The organism is Collinsella aerofaciens (assembly GCF_040920445.1).
GTDB classification, from domain to species: domain Bacteria; phylum Actinomycetota; class Coriobacteriia; order Coriobacteriales; family Coriobacteriaceae; genus Collinsella; species Collinsella aerofaciens_BH.
On record NZ_JBCOTQ010000008.1, the window covers coordinates 30,614 to 51,889 of the forward strand.

Below are 21,276 nucleotides of genomic sequence, written 5' to 3' on the forward strand. Positions count from 1 at the left end.
CCTAGGCTAACAACTGAGGACCCGAAAGGGGCATCGTGACTCGAACCATTGACATCCCAACATACCAAACGGCTGTCGTGCGCAACTGCTCCCCTACGCTCGCAGGTATCAAGCCGGCTTCGCTCTTTACCTATCCCGGCGTTTACGCCAACCAAAACGGAAAACCCAGCGCCGCCCATATCGAAGAGCGACGCTCTCGCCTGCTCGCCGTCATAGCCCAATGCAACCGCGAGCTCCAGCCACTCGGGATCCATATGAGCGTTTTGGTCTGGCGCCCCTGCGGAGCGCTCATCTATGTGTACCGCCCTGCAGACCTCATGCGATACCTCTCCGACCCCCGCGCCACGACGGCGCTTGCCGCCGAAGGTTACGATGTCCACAACCTGCCCGCGTCCCTGGTGCATCTCGCCGCGCGCATCACGCTGGCAAGCAGCAATGCCGCAGAGAGCGCCTATGACGGCAGCGTCTGCGCGCTCGCGCGAAATAGGCACTGCGATACGGGGTGCATGTGCGAGTTCCCCCACGAAATTGGCTATTTTTTGGGCTATCCCTACGAAGATGTCCATCAGTTTATCGTCCAGCACGGCGAAAACTATAAGGTCTTTGGCGCATGGAAGGTATACACAAACGTTGAGCAGGCGCTCACGACCTTCGATTCCTATCGCGCATGCACGCAATACCTTACCTACATCTATCAACAGGGCTGCACTCTGGGACAACTTGTCCAGGCAACCCGATAGAGCATACAAAACGCGGCCGCACGCCGCACAACCGAAAGGAAGACATATGAGCAAGATCGCAGTCGTCTACTGGAGCGGTACAGGCAACACCGAGGCCATGGCAAACTTCGTTGCCGAGGGCGCAACCGGTGCCGGCGCCGAGGCAGAGGTCATCTCCTGCGCCGACTTCTCTGCCGACAAGGTCGCCGAATATGATGCCTTCGCCTTCGGCTGCCCCGCCATGGGTTCCGAGGAGCTTGAATACGATGAGTTCCAGCCCATGTGGGATGAGGTCAAGGAGACCCTCGGCGACAAGAAGGTCGTCCTCTTTGGCTCTTATTCGTGGGCCGAGGGCGAATGGATGGACAACTGGAAGGCGGACGCCGACGAGGCGGGCGTCAACGTCGTGGACTCCACCATCTGCTACGACGCGCCCGACGACGAGGGCGAGACCGCTTGCAAGGCCCTCGGAGCCGAGCTCGCGTAACGAACCCAGGGCCTCCAAGAGAGCCTGCATCAAAGCGCATCCCCATCCCTACAAAAGAGCGGGGGCTGGATTCAAGTCCAGCCCCCGCTCTTTTATAACGGCAGTTACATCAACCGGCTACGAGATATTGCCCAAGAACGCCTTGGTGCGCTCGCTCTTGGGGTGGTCGAAGACCTCGCTCGGCGTACCCTCTTCCACAATGACGCCGCCGTCCATAAAGACGACGCGGTCGGCGACGTCGCGGGCAAAGCCCATCTCGTGCGTCACGACGATCATGGTCATGCCATCGCGTGCCAGGTCGCGCATGACACCCAGAACGTCGCGAACCAGCTCGGGATCGAGCGCCGACGTGGCCTCGTCAAAGAGCATAACGTGAGGGTTCATCGACAGGGCGCGGGCGATGGCAACGCGCTGCTGCTGGCCGCCCGAGAGCTGGCTCGGCATAAAGTCGATACGCTCGGCAAGACCGACCTTGGTCAGCTCCTCGACGGCGATCTTCTCGGCCTCTTCCTTGCTGCGCTTGAGCACCTTTTGCTGCGCAAGCATGACGTTCTTTTTGACCGACAGGTGCGGGAACAGGTTGAACTGCTGAAACACCATGCCCAAGTGCGTACGCACCTTATTGAGGTCAACGCCCTTGGCGCACACATCCACGCCCTCGACGACAATCGAACCACTCGTAGGATGCTCCAGACGATTGATGCAGCGAAGCATCGTCGACTTGCCCGAGCCCGAAGGACCCAGAACTACGACGACCTCGCCCTTATGCACATCCAGATCGATATCGCGCAGGACCACGTTATCGCCAAAGGCCTTCTGGAGGTTCTTAATGCTGACGACGACCTCGTTCGAGTTATTGGTTTCGCTCATGATAGGACCTCCTTACAGACCGGCGATGTGATCGGCAGGCGTCGCGACAACCTGTCCGGCGCTCTTGGCGGGACGCTTCTTCTTGGTCTCGGTCGTACCCAAAAGCCTCGCCTCAAGACCGCTCACCAAGCGAGCGAGCGGCAGGGTGATGACCAGATAGAACAGGGCGGCAACCACATACGGCGTGATGGAGCCCGTCGTGGCCACGATGGTACGGGCGTTCATGACGATTTCGACCACACCCACGGCGGCAAGCAGCGACGTATCCTTGTAAAGCAAGATAAACTCGCTGGTCAGCGTAGGCAAAACATTGCGGAACGTCTGCGGAATCATAACGTAGAGCAGCGTCTGGAAGGCATTCATGCCCAGAGAGCGAGCAGCCTCGTTTTGGCCCTTGGGGATCGATTGAATACCGGCACGGAAGATCTCGCACAGGTACGCAGACGAGTTCATGGCCATGACGATAACGCCCAAAACATAGTCGTCCACCTTGACGCCGGCCAACGGCAGACCGAAGAACGCGATATAGATCTGCAGGAACGCCGGCGTACCGCGAATGATATTCACGTAGATGCCGGCGAGGCAGCGCAGGATGCGCGACTTGGAGATGCGCATAAGCGACAGGGCAAAGCCAAAGGGAATTGCCAGCGGAAACGCCACGAGCACGATCGAAAGCGACATAAGGAAGCCCTTGAAGACGATCGGCAGGCTCTGGACCAAAATGACCGGGTTCAGGAACAGGCGCAGGAACATATTGGAGTTCCACGCCTCGACCCACGGCTGCTCCTTAAGGTCGGCCAGGAAGTTATCGAAGGCCGTCACGCCCTTGATCTCCACCGACGGAATCTTGGAGATCTTCTTGGTCGAACCGTCGGCGAGCGTATAGGTGCCGCTAAAGGCCTCATCGCCGCCCTCGACGGGGAAGGTCACGCCGTAAACCTCGACGCGGAAATAGCCGCCGGCAGGCGCCGTCTCGCCAAAGTCAATCTTGAGCGTCTGGCCGTCAGCCTTGCACGTGGGCTTCATGGGCGTACGATCCATGAGGTCCTCGCCCGAGAGCATCGTCAATCGCGTGTCATCGGTACCAAACGTCGTGCCGTCGACAAACGTCAGCGAAAGACCGCTCAGCTCCTCGTCGGCATCGGCCTGAACTTCCCAAGTGATGCGCGTCTCGGTGCCGCCGACCACATCGCTACCCGAACCGGTATTGGGTCGGGCGGTAATCTTTGCGGTCTCAAGCGCCTGGGCGGTCGTGGGCACGCAGGCCCCCGCGCATACCAGGGCGAGCGCCACAGCCAGGGCACAGGCCAGCTTTTGGAGCATCGAGGGCAGTGGAAAACGCTGCTCCGCGGCCCCTTTGTTCAGTCGAGACAAGGTGGCTCCTATCGTAGAAGTTGCCGGCAAAACGAGACGGAAACGCTCTCCGTCAAGAGAAGCGCAAAGGCCCTTTCCGCCAAAACGGAAAGGGCCCGCGCGCAATCAAGTAGTTATTTTACTTGATATTGTACTTAGCCATGAGGGCGTCGACGGTACCGTCGTCGGTCAGGTCCTTGATAGCCTGGTTGATGTCGTCCTTGAGCTTGGTGTTGCCCTGGTTGATGGCGATGGCGTACTCCTCGCCGGTGCTGATCTGCTTGATGGTCTGGCAGGTGTTGAACTGCTCGGCGGTCAGCTGGCTCGCAACGGAGCGGTTGGTGACTACGGCGTCGCCCTTATCGGACTGCAGGGCGCTGAAGCACTCGGTGGCGTCCTTGTAGGGGACGATCTTGGCCTTGGGGAAGTTCTCCTGGGCAAAGGCCTCGGCGGTCGAGCCAGACTGGACGATGATGGTAGCGTCGGCGTTGTTGAGCTTCTCGCTGTAGTTGTCGGCCGTGATGTCGGTGTTATCGACCTTGGTCACGATAGCCTGATCGTCCATGTAGTAGGAATCAGAGAAAGTGACTTCCTTCTCACGCTCGGGCGTGTCGGTGATAGCCGCGATGGAAACGTCATACTTGGCGCCCGAAGCGACGCCCGGAACCAGCGTGTCAAAGTCATTGTTGACGTACTCGACATCCAGACCCAGCTTGTCACCGATAGCCTTGATGAGCTCAAGGTCAAAGCCCTGGTAGTCGCCGTTGTCATCCTTGTACTCAAACGGCGCGTACTCGGCAGAGGTGCCGACGGTCAGCGTGCCGTCCTTGACGAGCGCGTACTCCTTGGAGCCGTCGACCTTCTCGACCTTAGCGTCGTCAGAGCTGCTGGAACCGGCATCAGAACCAGAGGTGGCGTTGGACGAACCGCAGCCCGTCAGAGCAAGGGCGAGTGCCATAGCACCCGTGGCGGCAAATGCGCCAAGCTTCTTCAGCTTCATAATCAGTCTCCTTCCGGTGACCTCGTTTGATTCAGAGGTCTGCAAAAACTGTTGGCTATTATGCACCCGGAATTACGAATCTGCAATGAGAAAACTGATTGAAACAAACCCATAACGTGAATGGAATACTCTACTTTGTGACAGTCATTACTGCTGCAATGACCTTAATAGTCTAATTTCAGCTGCATAACCTGCAAGTTCGTTCGGAGTCTCCAAAATAAACGGCAGCGAACGCAAGTGGCCATTCGATACAATATTCTGCATAGCCTGCATACCGCCACCAAATTCCTCGCTGCCAAGGTATCCCTTGCCGATGCACTCGTGACGATCTTTATGGGCGCCACAAGGGTTCTTCGAATCGTTGATGTGTACGGCATGCAAGCGATCGATACCCACCACGCGGTCGAACTCGTCGAGTACGCCGTCCAGATCATGGATGATGTCGTAGCCGGCATCGCTCACATGGCAGGTGTCCAAACAAACGCCCAGCTTATCGGACAGCTCTGGGCACTTGGCGGCAACGCCCTCGATAATGCACGCCAGCTCCTCAAAGCTGCGGCCCACCTCGGTACCCTTGCCGGCCATGGTCTCGAGCAGCACCGTCGTCTGCTGGCCCTCAAACATCACCTGGCACAGGGTGTCGACAATCATCTGAATGCCGGCGTCGGAGCCCTGCCCCACATGCGCACCGGGATGGAAGTTGTAGTAGTTGCCGGGCAGCGCCTCCATGCGCCGCAGGTCCTCTGCCATGGCCTCCAGGGCAAACTCGCGCGCCCGCTCTTTGGCTGAGCAGGGGTTATAGGTATACGGGGCATGAGCCACGAGCGGGCCAAAGTCGTTTTGCTCCATAAGCTCGCGCAGGGCCGCCACGTCATCCATGTCAAGGTCTTTCGCCTTGCCGCCGCGCGGGTTGCGCGTAAAGAATGCAAAGGTATTGGCGCCAATGGACAACGCTGTCTCCCCCATTGCCCGATAGCCCTTCGTCGTCGAAAGATGACACCCGATCGTCAGCATCTCCAGCTCCCTCCTCATCAGTTGCGGTGAAATACGGTCTATTGGTGCCTTATTTTGGCGCAAACAGACCGTATTCCACCGCAAGTTATAAAAGGGGCATCAGGGGCACGGTCCGCCGAGCCCCCACGCCCTAAAGTTTCAAGCGAATCGCATCGATGATGTGCGCACAGCGCTGTGTGGCGGCTAGGGACATGATGGGGCTTTCGAGTTTCCCCGCCTGAATGAGCCGCGCCGCATGCGACACCTCACCGTAAAAATCATCGACCTCAAATGGTGCATCGATTTCGAGTATCCGACCGTCGGAATACTTCACATGAGCGAGCTCGGGGCGATGGAGACGCTCGATTTCCAACGAGCCCCGCTCACAGGCAATCGTTAAGCGGCTTTCATATGTTGCTTTGCCGTCGCACACCATATGAATGGGTATACCGCCGACGCTCATATGGATCTCGTCGGCCCAATCGACGCGGCCGCCCGATACGTCACGCCAGCGAACTTCACGAGACGAAACCTCGCAAGCGCCCGCGAGCAAATCCTCAAACCAACCGACTGCATAGCAGCCCATGTCATATAGACAGCCGCCCTGCAATGAATCAAGCAGATAGCCCGAAGGAGACTCGCCGTAATCGAGCTTTTGCACGCTTTCAATCGAGACAATACGGCCAAGCTCACCCGACGCAAGCAAGTCCTTCACGCGAGTGCGCATCGGGCAAAACCGATTCTTCATCGCCTCCATAAACAGCACGCCGCGCTCGCGAGAGGTGGAGGCAATCGAGAGAGCCTCTTCCTCACTCAAAACGGCCGGCTTTTCGCACAGCACGGCCTTTCCGGCGCACAGCGCGCGACAGGCCCAACGCGTATGCATGCCATGCGGAAGAGCCAAGTAAATTGCGTCGACATCGGGGTCGGCAATCAGCGCGTCATAAGCCGCATCGCCGTTATCGTCGACCGAGGCATGGCCATGCGCAGCATCAATCGAAAACGCTCGGCAAAATTCCTCGACATGTGCAGGAGTGCGGCCGGCCGCAGCCACCAGCCGTGCCCCGTCGACCTTCTTGAGCGACGATGCAAATCGATGAGAAATGTGCCCAGCGCCCAAAATGCCCCAACGAACCTCACGCGAATCATCCCATGAATCCCGATGGCCCACGACAGCCCCCTTCAGTTGCGGTGGAATAGTCCCTGTTTAAGCCCTATTCTGCCGCAAGCAGGAACTATTCCAGCGCAAGTTATAAAAGGGTCACGAGGAGCGCGTTTTGCCGAAGGCCTTAAGCACTGCCGTCACGGGGCCAGGCTGGAAACGTCGGCGCACGTCATCGAGACGCTCGGGGATATCGATATGCTGTGGGCAGTGGCGCGCGCATTTGCCGCACTTGACGCAATTGCTCACCAGCTTGGCCTCGCTTGTGCGCACCGCGCTCGCCGTAAAGTACTGCGATAGACCCGTAAACCAGCTGTGCGCATAGCTTGCGTTGTAGGCGGCAAAACATCCAGGGATATTGATGCCTTTAGGGCACGGCATGCAATAGCCGCATCCCGTGCAGGGCACGCGATTCGATTTTTCAAACTCATCCAGCACGTGCGCGATCGTGTCGAGCTGGTTGGCAGTCATCGAATCCGGCAGGGCCCGATCGGCCAACACCGCGTTCTCATCCACCTGCGCGATATCGGTCATACCCGAAAGCAGCATCGTCACCTGAGGATGATTCCAGACCCACGAAAGACCCCAGGCGGCAGGAGTGCGCAAATGCGGGTCACGGGCACTATCGAGCACAGCGCGGGCCCGTGGCGGCAGCTTGCCCGCTAAACGCCCGCCCAGCAGTGGCTCCATCACAAACACCGCGAGGCCTCGCTCGGCGGCGGCCATGAGCCCCGCTGTTCCCGCCTGATATCGCTCTCCAGCGTAATTGTACTGGATCTGGCAAAAGTCCCACTCATATGCATCGAGCATCGTCAGGAAATCCGCCGCGCTGCCGTGGTACGAAAAACCAATCTGGCGAATGCGCCCCGCCGCCTTTTGACGCGCGATCCAGTCCTCGATGCCCAACGCCACCACACGTTCCCACTGGGCGGGCGAGGTAATGTTGTGCATGAGGTAATAGTCGATATGGTCGGTCCGCAGGCGGCGCAGTTGCTCGTCGAAGAACCGGTCGAAATCCTCCGCGCATTTGCACGAAGCATGCGGCAGCTTGGTTGCGAGCAAAACCTGGTCGCGCAAGCCCAGGCGCTCAAGCGACGCACCCACACAAGCCTCGTTGCCGGGATAGAGATAGGCCGTGTCCAGGTAGTTAATCCCCTGCTCCACCGCACGGGAGATGATGGCGTCGGCAGTCTTCGCATCCGGGCGTCCCGGCGCACCGGGAAACCTCATGCAGCCCAGCCCCAACGCCGAGATACGGTTGCCGCTTTTGGGGTCAACGCGATATTGCACGGCCCCTCCCCTCCCATCGAAGCCCTGACAAGGCGAAACAAACCCGTCACGTCATCGAAACACATCGGAATCGCAATTGAGAACGTATCGTAACGCAGCAGAAATCAGGCCGTCACGGCACCGCTTTAACATCAGCAAAAAGCCCGATGAAAGGAGACGAGCGTGACCACACGCGAGGACGCCTACCCCTACCCCGGCGAACAATACATCCTCTCGGTCGACCGCTATCAGATCGAGGTCATGGACCATCTAGACGAGCTTCCCGCCACGGGCGCCGTCATCTTCTGCACCTTCCCTAAGGTCCGTGATGGTGTCGGATACCCCGCGCGCGTTTTTGCGGTCTGCCCCGCGGCATAAGCGCACTGCGCAATAGTTTCTTTTTCACAACAGCAGCCCCGCGCGCCCACCAAACGCCCCGACGACATACAATCCATCAGGCGCCCCATATGCGGGCGCCTTTTATATGGGGAGATGATTCATATGCAGATCAACAAGGTCGCCTTTATCGGCAAGGGCGGCGTCGGCCTGCTCTACGGCAGCATGATTGCCAAGGCCCTCGGCAACGACGCCGTCGAATACGTCATGGACGACGCTCGCTTTGAGCGCCATGCGAACGACGCGCTCACCGTCAACGGCAAGCCCTGCGATCTCACGTCCGTCCGCGCCAGCGAGGCGACACCCGCCGATCTGGTCATCCTGACGGTCAAGACCACCGGTCTCGACCAAGCACTCAAGACTATGGAGCGTGTCGTGGGACCCAACACGCTCATCGCCTCGCTGTGCAACGGCATTACGAGCGAGCAAAAGATTGCCGAACGCTTTGGCTGGGAGCATACCGTTCTTGGTATCTGCCAGGGCATGGACGCCGTGTTCCTCAACGGCGCGCTCACCTTTACCAATGCGGGCGAGATTCGCTTTGGCGCGGCAGCGGGCACCGACCCCGCGACTGTCGCCGCTATCGACGAGCTCTATACGCGCTGCGGCATCGCCCATACCGTCGAGGACGACATCGCCCACCGCATGTGGGCCAAACTCATGCTCAACGACGGCATCAACCAGACCTGCATGGCCTACGGCGGGACCTACGGAAGCGCCACGGAGCCGGGCTCCGAGCAGCGCCGCTGTTTTGTCTCCGCCATGCGCGAGGCGCTTGCGGTTGCCAACGCCGAGGGCGTTGAGCTGACCGAGGCAGACCTGACGCAAATGGTGCACCTCATCGAGGGAATCGACCCCACCGGTATGCCCTCGATGGCGCAGGACCGCATCGCACAACGAAAAACCGAAGTCGAGGAGTTCGCGGGCACCATTTGCCGCCTGGCCGCCAAACACGATATCCAAGTGCCGCAAAACGATTGGCTCTACCAGAGGATTCGCGAAATAGAAGGCAGCTGGTAGTGCTCGGCATACTGCAGCCAACAGATCCAATGGTAAAGCCGCCGCAAGGGGCACTCCCCTCGCGGCGGCTTCCTTTTTCATCTTTGACCAAAAATCAGCTTCACAACGGTTAGAGCTGCGACTCCGACGCCTGGCCCTCATCGTCGCGACAAAGGGCTACACCCGCACTTCCCAGCAGCGCGGCCGCGATCAACACGCCAACCACGATAGAGGCAGCCCCACAAGACCCCTGCATACCCGCGACGAGCGCGGCCGTAGGACCAAGGCAACCAAGCATCAACGCGACGGCGGCAACGGCAATATCTCGAGCATTCACAAGACCACTTCCTCCAAGAGAAAGACCTTATTTCTCAAGAACCAGTGTGCCCCGCATCCATACGCCCAGCGTACCGCCACGGTAAGGGCTCTGTTAACTCAAACGCATACATAGAACGGACGTCCTTACGTTGCCCTAAAGCTCGGTAAAGACGCCCGTCCGCCAAATATCCGTGATGCAGAAAAATTACCAACCGGTGTAGTAGTCGGTGGTTCCGGCAGCGCAACCGGAGTCATAGACCTTGCAATCACCCTTGGAGCCCGTAAAGGTCGAGCCCTGGGCCATATCGCCCGCGGCAACAACGTAATAGCCGTCGGAATCGCGCCAGAAGCCCTCAGAATCCTGAGTCCATTCGCCCGTGCGATAGTGATAAAGCACATTGCTGCTGTAATAGGTCTCGCGGCGCCCGTTGTAGTTATTGACACCCGCAGAGCGCGTCAGGCCCGATCCGTTCGCGTAGGACGCGGCAGACGCGTAGGACGGAGTGTAACCGGCGTTGTAGTACGAAGCCTGGGCGACCTCGGCAGCCTCCGCCTCGGCGGCAGCCTCGAGCGCATTGCGCTTGGCATCCTCAAGCGCAATGCGCAGCTCATCGAGCTCGGTCGACCTGGCGTCAACCTCCCCCATCGTCAACAGGCTACCCGCGCCGTCGATGCAACCCTGCAGCACAGCGCGCTCGTCATCGGTGGCATAGTCACCGTACATGTTCATGATGATCTGAGCGCGCATCTCCAGGGAATCGCGCTTGGCCTCCATCGAGGCGTTCCACTCCTGCATGGAACCATAACCATCGCCGCGATAGTCAACGGGCTGTACCAGCGTCGTCTCGGACGGAGTAGATCCAACCGTATCGGACAGTGTTGCGGCGTGGGCATCAGTTGCACCGGCGCCCGCCAAAAGTGCCACGGTCAGAGCGGCGGAAAGGGCGGCGGCTTTCGGTTTTCGTGAATCGATCCTCATGTAGCTGGAAACCTCCGTAGTGCGTTTTTGCTGCGTTTGAGCTGCGTGTGATTCGATCGCGCTGCATAGTACCCCGAGCAAATCGCGACCTGCGGTTTTACTCAAAAGGCGCACGTCAATTGCGTAAAACTCACATCCTCTCAACAGGAGTTTTCCACAACTCAAATGCATAAAGCGTGTCAAAAACCCTGTTTTTGCACCCGCTCTATGCAAAAAAGGCGCCTGTGCAACCATTGTTCGCACAGGCGCCTTGAGCAGGCATTTTATGCAGTTATACCTATCGAGTCGCAAGGGGTCCTTGCACAAGTCGCCTTACTCGTCCAGCGCGGCGAAGGCCTGCTTCAGATCCCAAATGATATCCTCGGCGTTCTCGGTACCGATGGAAAGACGGATCGTGGAGGGCGTGATGTTCTGCTCGGCGAGCTCCTCGGCAGAGAGCTGGGAGTGCGTGGTGGTAGCCGGGTGCACGACGAGCGACTTGACGTCGGCCACGTTGGCGAGCAGCGAGAACACCTGCAGATGATCGATGAACTTCCAGGCGGCCTCCTGGCCACCCTTAATCTCAAAGGTAAAGATCGAGGCACCGCCGTTGGGGAAGTACTTCTGATAGAGCTCGTGATCGGGGTGCTCAGACAGGCTCGGGTGGTTCACCTTGGCGACATGGCTGTCACCAGCCAGGAACTCAACGACCTTCTTGGTGTTCTCGACATGACGGTCAACGCGCAGCGACAGAGTCTCGGTGCCCTGGAGCAGGATCCAGGCGTTGAACGGGCTGATGCAGGCGCCCTCGTCACGCAGCAAGATAGCGCGGACATAGGTTGCGAAGGCGGCGGGACCGGCAGCCTCGGCAAACGAGACGCCATGGTAGGAGGGGTTGGGCTCGGCGATCTGCGCATACTTGCCGCTCGCCTTCCAATCGAAGTTACCGCCGTCGACGATCACACCGCCCAGCGAGGTGCCGTGGCCGCCGATGAACTTGGTTGCGGAGTGAACGACGATGTTGGCACCATGCTCCAGCGGACGGAACAGATACGGGGTGCCGAAGGTGTTGTCGACGACAACCGGCAGACCGTGCTTCTTGGCGATCTCGGAGATGGCGTCGATGTTGGGGATGTCGGAGTTGGGGTTGCCGAGCGTCTCGAGATAGATGACCGTGGTGTTGTCCCTGATGGCACCCTCAACCTCTTCCAGGTTATGGGCATCGACAAACGTGGTCTCGACGCCAAACTGGGAGAGCGTATGCTCCAGCAGGTTGTAGGAACCGCCGTAGATGGTCTTCTGGGCGACCACGTGGTCACCGGCCTGGGCGAGAGCCTGCAGGGTATAGGTGATGGCAGCGGCACCGGAGGCGACGGCAAGACCTGCCACGCCACCCTCGAGTGCGGCGATACGGTCCTCGAAGACGCCCTGGGTGGAGTTGGTCAGACGGCCGTAGATGTTGCCGGCGTCGGCAAGACCAAAGCGGTCGGCGGCGTGCTGGGAATTGCGGAACACATAGCTCGTGGTCTGGTAGATAGGCACGGCGCGGGAGTCGGATGCGGGATCGGCGCTCTCCTGGCCAACGTGAAGCTGCAGGGTATCGAAACCAAAGGTGTGCTCGGGGTTGTTGATGAACAGGCTCATGATGATCTCCTTGATCGAACAAAAGTAAATAAAAAGAGAGAAGTAAGTCGCTGTCTCCTGATCACGCCGACGGGCGCAAACAGGAGCCCGGCATTCGTCTTGGTAAGCAATTCATATGCGGGCCTCCTTTCGCATCCCGGTTCCGTGGTTGGCTTAATTACCTACCGCCTTTGTGTGTTTTGAATAGTACGAGCATTGTTTCCCTCGGTCAATCACTTAAAAGCGCTAACCTGTTATCGGTTTTTTAGATAGCTATCGAAAGGACGGGCGCCGATGACCCTCCAGCAGCTTCGCTTTCTTATCGCCGTGGCAGAATCCGGCTCAATTAACGCCGCAGCTCAGCGCCTCTATACCGCTCAGTCCAACATCTCAAACGCCGTCAAAAGCCTGGAACAGGAACTCAATCTGGAGATCTTTACGCGCTCCAGCCGCGGCGTCACGCTCACCAACGACGGCACCGAGCTTTTGGGTTATGCACGCCAGGTCGTAGAGCAGGCCGACATGCTCGAGGCCCGCTACGAGGACGGCGGTACCCCGCAAGCCCGCCTCGCCATTTCCGCCCAGCACTACGCCTTTTCGGTCGAGGCCTTTGTCAACGTAGTCGAGCGCTGCCGCGACAGCAAGTTCGAGTTCATCATGCGCGAGACCACCACATCGCAGATCATCGATGACGTCCGCGCATTTCGCAGCGACATCGGCATCCTCTATCTGGACGACTTTAACGCCCGCGTTCTGCAGAAGGCTTTTGCCGATGCGCGCGCGAGCTTCCATCCCCTATTCAACGCGACGGTCCACGTCTTCGTTAGCGAGCGCCACCCGCTTGCCCGCCGCCCGCAGCTGTCCCTTGCCGACCTCACACCATATACGCGCTACAGCTTTGAGCAGGGAACCTCAAACTCCTTCTATTACGCCGAGGAACCTTTTAGCTATATCCCTTGCGACCGCAACATACGAATCTCGGACCGCGGAACACTTACTAACTTACTTATCACGTCGAACGGCTACACCCTGTCGACCGGTGTCCTCTCCAATGAAATGCAATGGGGTATGGCATCGATCCCGTTAGCAGACGCCCCAACGATGCACGTAGGCTATATCATGCACGACGAGCGCAAGCCCTCTCCCCTCTTGCAGCAATACCTCGACGAGCTCAACCGCATCATCCATGCCAACTAACTGTCGGAAGACGGGGTAGAAATCGTAGATTGCTAGCCCCCGGCGGGCATGGCGCTACAATGGTCACTCACACGAAACGTACCCAACGAAAGGAAGCCCGTGAAGGTCATCATCTATACCGACGGCTCGGCCCGATCAAATCCGGGACGCGGCGGCTACGGCGCCGTGCTCAAATACACCAACCCCGCCGGCAAGACCTTCACCTCCGAGCTTTCGCGCGGCTACGCCAAGACCACCAACAACCGCATGGAGCTCATGGCGGTCATCGTGGCGCTCGAGGCACTTAACCGCCCCTGCGAGGTCGAGGTCCATTCCGATTCGCAGTACGTCGTCAACGCCTTTAACAAGCACTGGATCGACGGCTGGAAAAAGCGCGGATGGAAAACCGCCAACAAGCAGCCCGTCAAGAACCGCGACCTGTGGGAGCGCCTACTCACCGCCAAAAGCAAGCACAAGGTTGAGTTCATCTGGGTTAAGGGTCACGCCGGCCACGAGCTCAACGAGCGCTGCGATGAGCTCGCCACCACGGCGGCCGACGGCAGCAACCTCGATATCGATACCGGCTTTAACGAGAGCGACCTGTAACGGCGTTTTCGCACGCTATTTCCTGCCCCCTCGCGCTACACTCATCCTGTAAACCGAACGGCACGAGGGGGATACATGCTGCGTATAGCGACCATCGGCACATCCATGATTACCGACGACTTTATCCAGGTCGTCAACGCCAACGACCAAGCCGCGTTTGTGGGCACGCTCTCGCGCGATGCCGAGCGCGGCGCCGCCTTTACCGCCGAACACGGCGGCGAGCGTAACTTCACCGCACTTGACGAGCTTGCGTCCGCCGACGACGTCGACGCCGTCTACATCGGCAGCCCCAATGCGCTCCACTACGAGCAGGCCCTTGCCTGCATCGCCGGTGGCAAGCACGTCATCGTCGAGAAACCCTTCTGCGCCACCGAAGCGCAGGCGCTGGAAGTCTTCCGCGCTGCCGAGGCAGCAGGTGTCGTGGCCCTCGAGGCCATGCGTCCCCTCCACGATCCCGCCTTCCACGCCATCGAGGACGCCCTGGGCGAGATCGCCCCCATCCGCCGCGCCTCATTGCGCTTTGGCAAGTATTCCTCGCGCTACAACGAGATTCTCGCGGGACGCGCCACCAATATCTTCGACTGCAATATGGCATCGGGTTCCCTCATGGACATTGGCGTCTATACCGTCGAGCCCATGGTCGAGATCTTTGGCATGCCCTCCGGCCTTACGAGCATGACCACTCTGCTCGATCCCACCACGCGACAGCTCACGCACGGCCCCATCGATGGCTGCGGTTCCATCCTCGCCAGCTACGGCGGTGGCCGTATCTCCGTCGAGCTCGCGCACTCCAAAATTACGAACGACCTGTTGCCCTCGCAGATCGAAGGCGAGCGTGGCACTATCCAGATCGACCATCTGTCCACGCCCCGCAACGTCCGCATCGACTATCGCGGCGACGTCGTACGCGGCTCGGCGACCGAGGCACCGCGCGAACAGGGAGACAACGGCCGCGTGCTCGACCTGCCCAAATCGAGCAACACTATGGAATACGAACTCACAGACTTTATCACCGCCATCGGCGGCATCGATAACGGTAAGGAAGAGATTTGGGAGACCCCGGCGGGACGCCACGAGCTTGGCCACTACCGCGATGTCACACTCGTCTCACTGCGCATCATGGATGCCGTGCGCCAGCAGGCCGGCATAACCTTCCCAGCCGACGCAGGCAAGCAGGCATAGCTATGGGTCTCTTCGATACGTTCTTCTCCAGCGTCACCGGCGGCAGTCGAGAGCCTCAAAAACCATCAAACGTCGAGCTCGAGCTGCGCCGCAGGCTTACTGTGCTCGCAAGCGACGAGGCCACTCAAGACACTCCCCTGCGCTATTTCCTGCGCTGGGCGGGGCAAGTCCAGGGCGTTGGCTTTCGCTTTACCAACACCAACCTCGCGCAGGCACGCGCGCTCACCGGCTGGGTGCGTAACATGGAAGACGGCTCAGTCGAGATGGAGATACAGGGGGCTCCGGCAAATATCCTATCTCATCTCGAGGCGCTTCATGCCTCCTACGAGCGTATGGGAACGCGTTTTCGCCTCGTAGACGCCCAGGCCCGAGCCCCACTTGCCAATGAAGACGGTTTCACGCCTCGTTATTAGTATTGTGTGCTAAATACGGTATCATTTACCTACGACCGTTGATAGAAAAGAGGCGAGGCGCATGGCGGTGCAAAGAAGGAATACCAGGCAGCGAAAGCTGGTTCTTGACGCCGTGCGCCAAAGCTATAACCATCCCACCGCCGACGAAATCTACAACGTCGTGCGCGCGCAGGATGACAAAATCAGCCGCGGCACGGTCTACCGCAACCTCAATCTCTTGGCCGACGCCGGCGAGATTCTCTCCATCAAGACGCCGGGCGGCAGCCGCTTCGATCGCACGATCGAGCCGCATGCGCATATCATCTGCACCTCGTGCAGCCGCGTCATCGACGTACCGCTCCCCTTCGATGCCCAACTCGACGCCAAGGCATCCGAGCAAATCGGCTGGCACGTCACGTCGCACTACACCATCTTCGAGGGTCTCTGCCCCGACTGCCGGTAGATGTTCGGGACATGCCTTAAAATCCACCTTTCTGCACTCTGCAGCAAAAAGAGATTCCTAGGCATGCCACATATATCTACTCGGCGAGCAGGCGGCGCAGTTCTTCTTCGACCGTGCGCACGTAGCAGACGCGGTCGTTGATGCCACGCATAGAGGGATTGCAGCTCTCCATTAGATAAGGATGGCCCACGACGTTGAGCATGTCGCGGTCGTTTTCGTTATCGCCAAACGCCATCATCTCGTCGGGCGAAATTCCCAGGGCACGACCGTAATCGGCAAGCGCGGAACCCTTGCCCGAACCAAAGCCGATAAAGTCCGTCCACTCGGTTCCCGACGTCATCACGTCGACACGGTCGCTAAAGAGGCGCTCAAAATACTCCAGGGCCGCCGGCTGATCCACCTCGGGCGTCTGGAAGGCAATCTTAATGACGTCCTCGTCGATGTCCTCAGGACGGTCGACCACCGCCACATCGCAGTGGACCTCATAGCGCAAATGGTCGACGAACGCATCGTTGCCGCTCATGGTGTAGAGGTGTCCCTCACACGAAAGGGTCACGTCGGCATGGGGATACGCAACCACGGCATTCGCGATATCCATAGCAAGGCTACGCTCCATGGAACGCTTGACAACGGCACGCCCCTCGTTCATCACTAGGGCTCCGTTTTCGCATACATAGGCGAGCTCATCGGCCACCGGGGCAAACAGGTAGCGCAAGCTCGCATATTGACGACCGCTCGCCGGCATAAACACGATGCCGCGACGATGCAGTTCATCGATGAGCTCAAAGGCCTCGGAACGCGGCTCGTGCTCCCCCGGATGCAGCAACGTGCCGTCCAAATCGCATGCAATCAGCTTGATTCCCTCAAGACCCATATGCTTCCCCAAAGCCTCCTATCAACAGCAAGACGGACCTTGATTGGTCGCCCCTCAAAGCCCGCCTTGCGTATACACGCGCTTAGCCGCGCGTCTTTTTTACGATGGTAAAGTCGGGAGCCATGCTCACGACGGCATCCGCCGCACTCGACGCAAAGCGCCGGTCCGCATCGAGTTCACGGGTAACCACCGAGAGCCGAACGCCCTCGACGCCCCGGAGCATGCGGCCCAAAACAGGCTGCACCGGCGTATACATGCGCACGGTATACTCGTCCGAATCGCCTCGGAAAAGCGGCGCGTGCATATTGCCGATCTCCCAGCACGCATGCGCGAGCGCAATCGGGTCCATGCGGTCAACTTCGACCAAATAAACCTCGGCACTGCGCAGGCGCACGACAACCGCCACGGGCACCATGCCCGAACGGTCGATGGCGAGCACGTCGCCGTCGGTAAAACGACCGCCGTCGGCAGCATCCAGCCGAACATCGACCGTGCGCCCCAGCTCCGTCACGCCCACAAGCGCGCATACATCAGCCTGGTCCCAATCGAGCAGCAGCTCGTCAACTTCAAAGACGCCGCCCAACTTCCGGCGAAGCAGGAGTTCATAGGACGGATCGTTGAGATTTCCCAAGCATGTCGTCGAAACCAAGCGTTCAGGCATACTCTAACCCTCGACCTCAACGAGCTCGATATCAAAGTTGAGGTCCTTGCCGGCCAGCTCGTGGTTGGCGTCGAGCGTCACGGCCTCGGGCGTTACGTCTATGACCACGGCGGGGACGGGCATGCCGCTCGGCGTGGACAGGAAAAGCTTCATGCCCTTCTCGATCTGCTCGATGTTGGGAACCTGTTCGGCCGGGAAGGTAATAACCATCTCGGGGTTGTGCTCGCCGTAGGCATCGGCAGCAGGAATGTGCACGGTCTTCTTCTCGCCCACCTGCATGTCGACAACAGCGGCGTCGAAGCCCTTGATCATCTGACCGGCGCCGCAGGTGAACTCCAGCGGCTCGCCGCGATCGTAGGAGCTATCGAACTGCGTGCCGTCGTCGAGCGTGCCGCGATAATGAGTCTTGACCTTCTTGCCCTGGTTGGACATGGTAACCTCCGTGATAAGGGCGGCGCACAACGCGGGCCGCCGTGAACATATGGCGCTAACTATACCCTAGTCATACAATTCAAAGACAGTTTGCAAAGAAACGCTGCAACCGGAGGAACCATGGCATATCCCGTATTTGACCTACACTGCGACACCGCCGACCGCATCGGCTGGGCCACGCTCGATCTCGACCTGCGCTTTACCGCCGGCACCGACGGTTATTTCCCCGGCGACGAAACGCATCCGCAAGATTTCGACCTCATCGAGGGCAACGCCTGCGCCATCTCGCTCGCAAAGATCGGCAACACGCCGTGGGCACAGTGCTTCGCCACGTTTGTCCCCGATGAGATTCCCACCGCCCACGCTGCGCGCTTCCAGGCGCAGATCATGGCGCACATGAGCGGCCAGGCAATGCTCAACCACGACCGCATGGTCAACGTACGCAGCGCGGCAGACATTCGCCCTGCGCTCAAGGACGGCAAGGTCGCTTGCATCCACACCATCGAAAACGCGACGTTCTTTGCCGAAGACCCCGCGCTGATCGAGGTGCTCAAGAGCCTGGGCGTACTCATGTCATCACTCAGCTGGAACGCGCAGGGACCGCTCGCGAGCGGCCACGACACCCACGCCGGCCTCACCGCCGCCGGCATCGAGGCGCTTACGCAGATGGAGCACGCCGGCATGGTACTTGACGTCTCCCACCTCAACGATGAGTGCTTTGACGAGGTCGCCGCCCGCGCCACGCGTCCCTTCGTCGCCAGCCACTCCAACTCCCGTGCGGTTTGCGGCGCCAAACGCAACCTTACCGACGACCAGTTCCGCACCATTCGCGACATGGGTGGCATCGTCGGCCTCAACTACTGCAGCGAGTTCCTTTCCAACGACGCAACCGACAAGACCGCCGCAGACGTCACCTTCGACCAGCTGGCGGCACATATCGAGCACTGGCTCGACCTGGGCGGCGAGGACGTCATCGCGCTCGGCGGCGACTGGGACGGCGCCACTGTGCCCGCTTTCCTCTCCGATGCCAGCAAGATGCCCGAGTTCCAGAACATGCTTTCCAAGCATTTTGGCAAGACCGTGATGCAAAAGCTCTGCAGCGACAACGCGCTTGCCTTCTTCGAGCGTTATTAATTTCACATCCCTTGAGCGGGCCGGCATGCCGAACGGTCGACATGCCGGCCCGTCCCCAATCTGAAGGACCGCTTTTGACGCAGCAGTTTACGATTTCCGTATCCCGACCGGATGGGACGCCCATCCCCGTCGTAGTTACCAAAAAGCGCGTCAAGAACTTCAACCTACGCGTCACATCGAGTGGTGAGGTCCACGCCAGTGCACCGCTCGGCGCCAGCCGCGAGCGCATCGAAGCGTTTGTAAAGCGCAACAGTGCCTGGATTGTCAACCGACTTGCCCAGCGTGAGCGACGTCAGGCGACGGCGCGAGAGCCGCTCAGTCCCTCGTCCATCATTGCACTTTGGGGCAAGCCCATCACGGTACAGGATGCGCTCGATCACAACTTTGCATCACCCGCACCGCGACCCAAACAGGCCACCTTCGCAAGTTTTATGGGTACCGATAAATCGGATGAAAGCCCACAGACCAAGCGGCACGCAATCCTCGACGGCCTAACGTCCGATGAGCTCCAAGCCCACATCGACCAGCTCTATACGTCCGAAGTCACATCGGCGCTGCGCGATATGGTGCACGCATACGAAATCGCAATGGGTGTCGCCGTTTCTCGCGTTTCCGTACGCAGCATGAAAACGCGTTGGGGCTCATGCACTCCCAAATCCGGCGCCATTCGCATCGCACGCGAACTTGCCGCCTATCCCATCGAATGCCTCGACATGGTTGTCGCCCACGAGCTCGTCCACTTGCTCGAGCCAAGCCACAACCAGCGGTTCCACGTCCTGCTCGACACATACTGCCCCAACAATAGAGCACTGTCCCAGCGGCTCAAGCAGCCACCCATAGAGACATATTAGTACCGGTTAGCGCACGCGCTCGATCTCGACACCGCAGCTTGCCAGGGGAAGACCGACGGGCGCCCAAGGCTTATCGAGCTTGATGCGCACACCAAGCAGCGAGGGATAACGGCGCAGCAGCATCTGGGCCGTACCCTCAGCTGCCGCCTCGATGAGCCTAAACGTATGCTCGCGCAGATAGCCATCGACATCGTGGCACACCGAGCCGTAGTCAATCGAGGCGTCCAGGTTATCGTGCTCCCCCGCAGCGCGCAGGTCGGCATAGAGCACCAAGGACACGATGAACTTCTGGCCCAGCGCGTTCTCCTCGGGATACACACCATGGTTGGCAAAAACCTCAAGCCCGTCAATGACAATACGGTCGGCATGGCGCAGATCGTCATAGCTCACGTGGGGCACCGCCGTTGCGGTGGATATTTCGCCCCTTCCACGGCGGGCGAGCTCGGCGCCTTCAGTCTTGGTTGCATTCTCGGGCAGCTTTTTGTTACTCATCGCGATCGTCTCCTTCGTTTAGAACCCCGACCGCGCAAACTAACTACACGCGAATCGACAGGTTCTTTTTATCATCGCTCCAGTTGCAAGCATTGCGCGCGGGGCATGCGAAGCAGGCGCGCGAGGCCTTGTCGGCCGCATAGAGCAGACGCTCAAGCGGTTGGCTGTTCACGCGCAGCTTTCGATGGCCCAGAATGGCCGTCTTAATGGCTGCGGCATCGGCCGGCTCAAACGCCACGTCATCGGGCATGCCGCCGAGAATCGCATCAGCGACGCGTTCGCTTGCAACATCATGGGATATACCCGATTCATACTGTTCATCTTTGCCGATATCGTGAAGAAGTGCCGTGGCGTAGATGACCTCACGGTCAAATTCGAGCTGTTCCTCGAGATTCTTGATCCACATAATGCGAGCGACATCGAGAAGATGGTCAATACCGTGGCGGCAGAAGATGCGCCCCGATTCCAACTGTGCAATGTTACCCAGGTGCCGCCGGAACAGCCCGTTGGCGCAAATGTAATCAATGCGAGGCATGGCACCAAAGGGAGCCAAGCCCGTAGCCATAAAGCCGCGACGCGACGTCCCCTCATCGGTCTTCGATGTAAAGTCGTTGACGACCCTCATGCTAACGGCCCAGCATCCTAAAGAACCGCTCCTCGAGCGCGGGATCAGTCTCAAAGACGCCGCGGCGAGCGAGCGTCACGGTCTTGGTGCCGGGCTTTTGCACGCCGCGCATGGTCATGCACATATGCTCGGCTTCCATGAGCACAATCGCTCCCTGGGGAGCGAGATAATCCATGAGAGCGTCGGCAACCTGCGCACACAGCTGCTCCTGCAGCTGCAGACGGCGGGCATAAACCTCAAC

Annotated in this window: 26 protein-coding genes; 11 read left to right on the forward strand and 15 right to left on the reverse strand. The window is 59.4% G+C overall.

The window, feature by feature from the left end:
* Positions 1-35 precede the first annotated feature (35 nt).
* A complete protein-coding gene (locus tag AB5405_RS02245) occupies positions 36-740 on the forward strand; it encodes a DUF3793 family protein (RefSeq protein WP_349110421.1) in 705 nt (234 codons plus the stop codon).
* A gap of 46 nt (positions 741-786) precedes the next feature.
* Complete coding sequence (locus AB5405_RS02250; RefSeq protein ID WP_349076427.1) at positions 787-1,206, forward strand: flavodoxin; 420 nt, start codon at positions 787-789, stop codon at positions 1,204-1,206.
* 117 nt (positions 1,207-1,323) lie between these two features.
* Here the strand turns inward: AB5405_RS02250 and AB5405_RS02255 are convergent, their stop codons facing one another.
* From AB5405_RS02255 to AB5405_RS02280, 6 genes are all read right to left on the reverse strand, one after another.
* Positions 1,324-2,076 (reverse strand): amino acid ABC transporter ATP-binding protein, encoded by a 753-nt coding sequence (locus tag AB5405_RS02255; RefSeq protein WP_055251428.1) that lies wholly within the window; start codon positions 2,074-2,076, stop codon positions 1,324-1,326.
* Positions 2,077-2,088: 12 nt separating this feature from the next.
* The gene (locus AB5405_RS02260) at positions 2,089-3,450 is read right to left on the reverse strand and encodes an ABC transporter permease subunit (RefSeq protein WP_229058824.1); all 1,362 of its coding nucleotides are present in this window, start codon (positions 3,448-3,450) and stop codon (positions 2,089-2,091) included.
* A 118-nt stretch (positions 3,451-3,568) separates the two neighbouring features.
* Positions 3,569-4,429: an ABC transporter substrate-binding protein gene (locus tag AB5405_RS02265; RefSeq protein WP_099431468.1), complete on the reverse strand. Its 861-nt coding sequence runs from the start codon at positions 4,427-4,429 to the stop codon at positions 3,569-3,571.
* Positions 4,430-4,576: 147 nt separating this feature from the next.
* Positions 4,577-5,443 (reverse strand): deoxyribonuclease IV, encoded by an 867-nt coding sequence (locus AB5405_RS02270; RefSeq protein ID WP_368137461.1) that lies wholly within the window; start codon positions 5,441-5,443, stop codon positions 4,577-4,579.
* Positions 5,444-5,573: 130 nt separating this feature from the next.
* Entirely contained in the window at positions 5,574-6,593 is a 1,020-nt protein-coding gene (locus tag AB5405_RS02275) for a Gfo/Idh/MocA family protein (RefSeq protein WP_368137463.1), read from the reverse strand.
* A 90-nt stretch (positions 6,594-6,683) separates the two neighbouring features.
* Positions 6,684-7,874, reverse strand: a complete 1,191-nt coding sequence (locus tag AB5405_RS02280) for an aldo/keto reductase (protein WP_346979401.1) — start codon at positions 7,872-7,874, stop codon at positions 6,684-6,686.
* A gap of 162 nt (positions 7,875-8,036) precedes the next feature.
* Between AB5405_RS02280 and AB5405_RS02285 the strand changes: the two genes are divergently transcribed.
* Both AB5405_RS02285 and AB5405_RS02290 read left to right on the forward strand, forming a co-directional pair.
* Positions 8,037-8,231, forward strand: coding sequence for a cyclase family protein (locus AB5405_RS02285; protein WP_138374657.1), 195 nt, complete (start codon positions 8,037-8,039; stop codon positions 8,229-8,231).
* 123 nt (positions 8,232-8,354) lie between these two features.
* Positions 8,355-9,269, forward strand: coding sequence for a ketopantoate reductase family protein (locus AB5405_RS02290; RefSeq protein ID WP_055251420.1), 915 nt, complete (start codon positions 8,355-8,357; stop codon positions 9,267-9,269).
* 109 nt (positions 9,270-9,378) lie between these two features.
* Here AB5405_RS02290 and AB5405_RS02295 read toward each other — a convergent pair whose 3' ends face one another.
* From AB5405_RS02295 to AB5405_RS02305, 3 genes are all read right to left on the reverse strand, one after another.
* Positions 9,379-9,585: a hypothetical protein gene (locus AB5405_RS02295; RefSeq protein WP_346979403.1), complete on the reverse strand. Its 207-nt coding sequence runs from the start codon at positions 9,583-9,585 to the stop codon at positions 9,379-9,381.
* Between the two features lie 186 nt (positions 9,586-9,771).
* Complete coding sequence (locus AB5405_RS02300; protein ID WP_368137466.1) at positions 9,772-10,545, reverse strand: hypothetical protein; 774 nt, start codon at positions 10,543-10,545, stop codon at positions 9,772-9,774.
* 312 nt (positions 10,546-10,857) lie between these two features.
* A complete protein-coding gene (locus AB5405_RS02305) occupies positions 10,858-12,168 on the reverse strand; it encodes an O-acetylhomoserine aminocarboxypropyltransferase/cysteine synthase family protein (RefSeq protein WP_346979405.1) in 1,311 nt (436 codons plus the stop codon).
* 273 nt (positions 12,169-12,441) lie between these two features.
* On the opposite strand from AB5405_RS02305, the gene AB5405_RS02310 reads away from it, so the two are divergent.
* From AB5405_RS02310 to AB5405_RS02330, 5 genes are all read left to right on the forward strand, one after another.
* Positions 12,442-13,344 carry a LysR family transcriptional regulator gene (locus AB5405_RS02310; protein WP_117770163.1) on the forward strand — a complete coding sequence of 301 codons (903 nt, stop codon included), beginning with the start codon at positions 12,442-12,444 and terminating at the stop codon, positions 13,342-13,344.
* Between the two features lie 48 nt (positions 13,345-13,392).
* Positions 13,393-13,929, forward strand: coding sequence for a ribonuclease HI (gene rnhA, locus AB5405_RS02315; RefSeq protein WP_117637459.1), 537 nt, complete (start codon positions 13,393-13,395; stop codon positions 13,927-13,929).
* A gap of 75 nt (positions 13,930-14,004) precedes the next feature.
* Positions 14,005-15,111 carry a Gfo/Idh/MocA family protein gene (locus AB5405_RS02320; RefSeq protein ID WP_368137468.1) on the forward strand — a complete coding sequence of 369 codons (1,107 nt, stop codon included), beginning with the start codon at positions 14,005-14,007 and terminating at the stop codon, positions 15,109-15,111.
* 2 nt (positions 15,112-15,113) lie between these two features.
* A complete protein-coding gene (locus tag AB5405_RS02325) occupies positions 15,114-15,524 on the forward strand; it encodes an acylphosphatase (RefSeq protein ID WP_117583885.1) in 411 nt (136 codons plus the stop codon).
* Positions 15,525-15,585: 61 nt separating this feature from the next.
* The gene (locus AB5405_RS02330; protein WP_172677978.1) at positions 15,586-15,966 is read left to right on the forward strand and encodes a Fur family transcriptional regulator; all 381 of its coding nucleotides are present in this window, start codon (positions 15,586-15,588) and stop codon (positions 15,964-15,966) included.
* Positions 15,967-16,042: 76 nt separating this feature from the next.
* Here AB5405_RS02330 and AB5405_RS02335 read toward each other — a convergent pair whose 3' ends face one another.
* The 3 genes from AB5405_RS02335 to AB5405_RS02345 all read right to left on the reverse strand — a co-directional run bounded on the left by AB5405_RS02335 (position 16,043) and on the right by AB5405_RS02345 (position 17,933).
* Positions 16,043-16,840, reverse strand: a complete 798-nt coding sequence (locus tag AB5405_RS02335; protein WP_368137470.1) for an HAD-IIB family hydrolase — start codon at positions 16,838-16,840, stop codon at positions 16,043-16,045.
* An 82-nt stretch (positions 16,841-16,922) separates the two neighbouring features.
* Entirely contained in the window at positions 16,923-17,501 is a 579-nt protein-coding gene (locus tag AB5405_RS02340; RefSeq protein WP_117770167.1) for an urease accessory protein UreE, read from the reverse strand.
* 3 nt (positions 17,502-17,504) lie between these two features.
* Positions 17,505-17,933: an FKBP-type peptidyl-prolyl cis-trans isomerase gene (locus AB5405_RS02345; protein ID WP_055286916.1), complete on the reverse strand. Its 429-nt coding sequence runs from the start codon at positions 17,931-17,933 to the stop codon at positions 17,505-17,507.
* A 120-nt stretch (positions 17,934-18,053) separates the two neighbouring features.
* Between AB5405_RS02345 and AB5405_RS02350 the strand changes: the two genes are divergently transcribed.
* Together AB5405_RS02350 and AB5405_RS02355 are read left to right on the forward strand one after the other, a co-directional pair.
* Entirely contained in the window at positions 18,054-19,067 is a 1,014-nt protein-coding gene (locus AB5405_RS02350) for a dipeptidase (RefSeq protein WP_089572972.1), read from the forward strand.
* A gap of 74 nt (positions 19,068-19,141) precedes the next feature.
* Entirely contained in the window at positions 19,142-19,918 is a 777-nt protein-coding gene (locus tag AB5405_RS02355) for a M48 family metallopeptidase (RefSeq protein WP_368137472.1), read from the forward strand.
* A gap of 6 nt (positions 19,919-19,924) precedes the next feature.
* On the opposite strand, the gene folB is transcribed toward AB5405_RS02355, so the two are convergent.
* The 3 genes from folB to AB5405_RS02370 form a co-directional block, all read right to left on the reverse strand.
* Positions 19,925-20,410, reverse strand: coding sequence for a dihydroneopterin aldolase (gene folB / locus AB5405_RS02360; protein WP_368137473.1), 486 nt, complete (start codon positions 20,408-20,410; stop codon positions 19,925-19,927).
* 43 nt (positions 20,411-20,453) lie between these two features.
* A complete protein-coding gene (locus tag AB5405_RS02365) occupies positions 20,454-21,035 on the reverse strand; it encodes an HD domain-containing protein (RefSeq protein ID WP_368137475.1) in 582 nt (193 codons plus the stop codon).
* A 1-nt stretch (position 21,036) separates the two neighbouring features.
* Positions 21,037-21,276, reverse strand: a 240-nt coding sequence (locus tag AB5405_RS02370) for a GTP cyclohydrolase I (RefSeq protein ID WP_368137476.1), incomplete at its 5' end; no start/stop codon positions are given.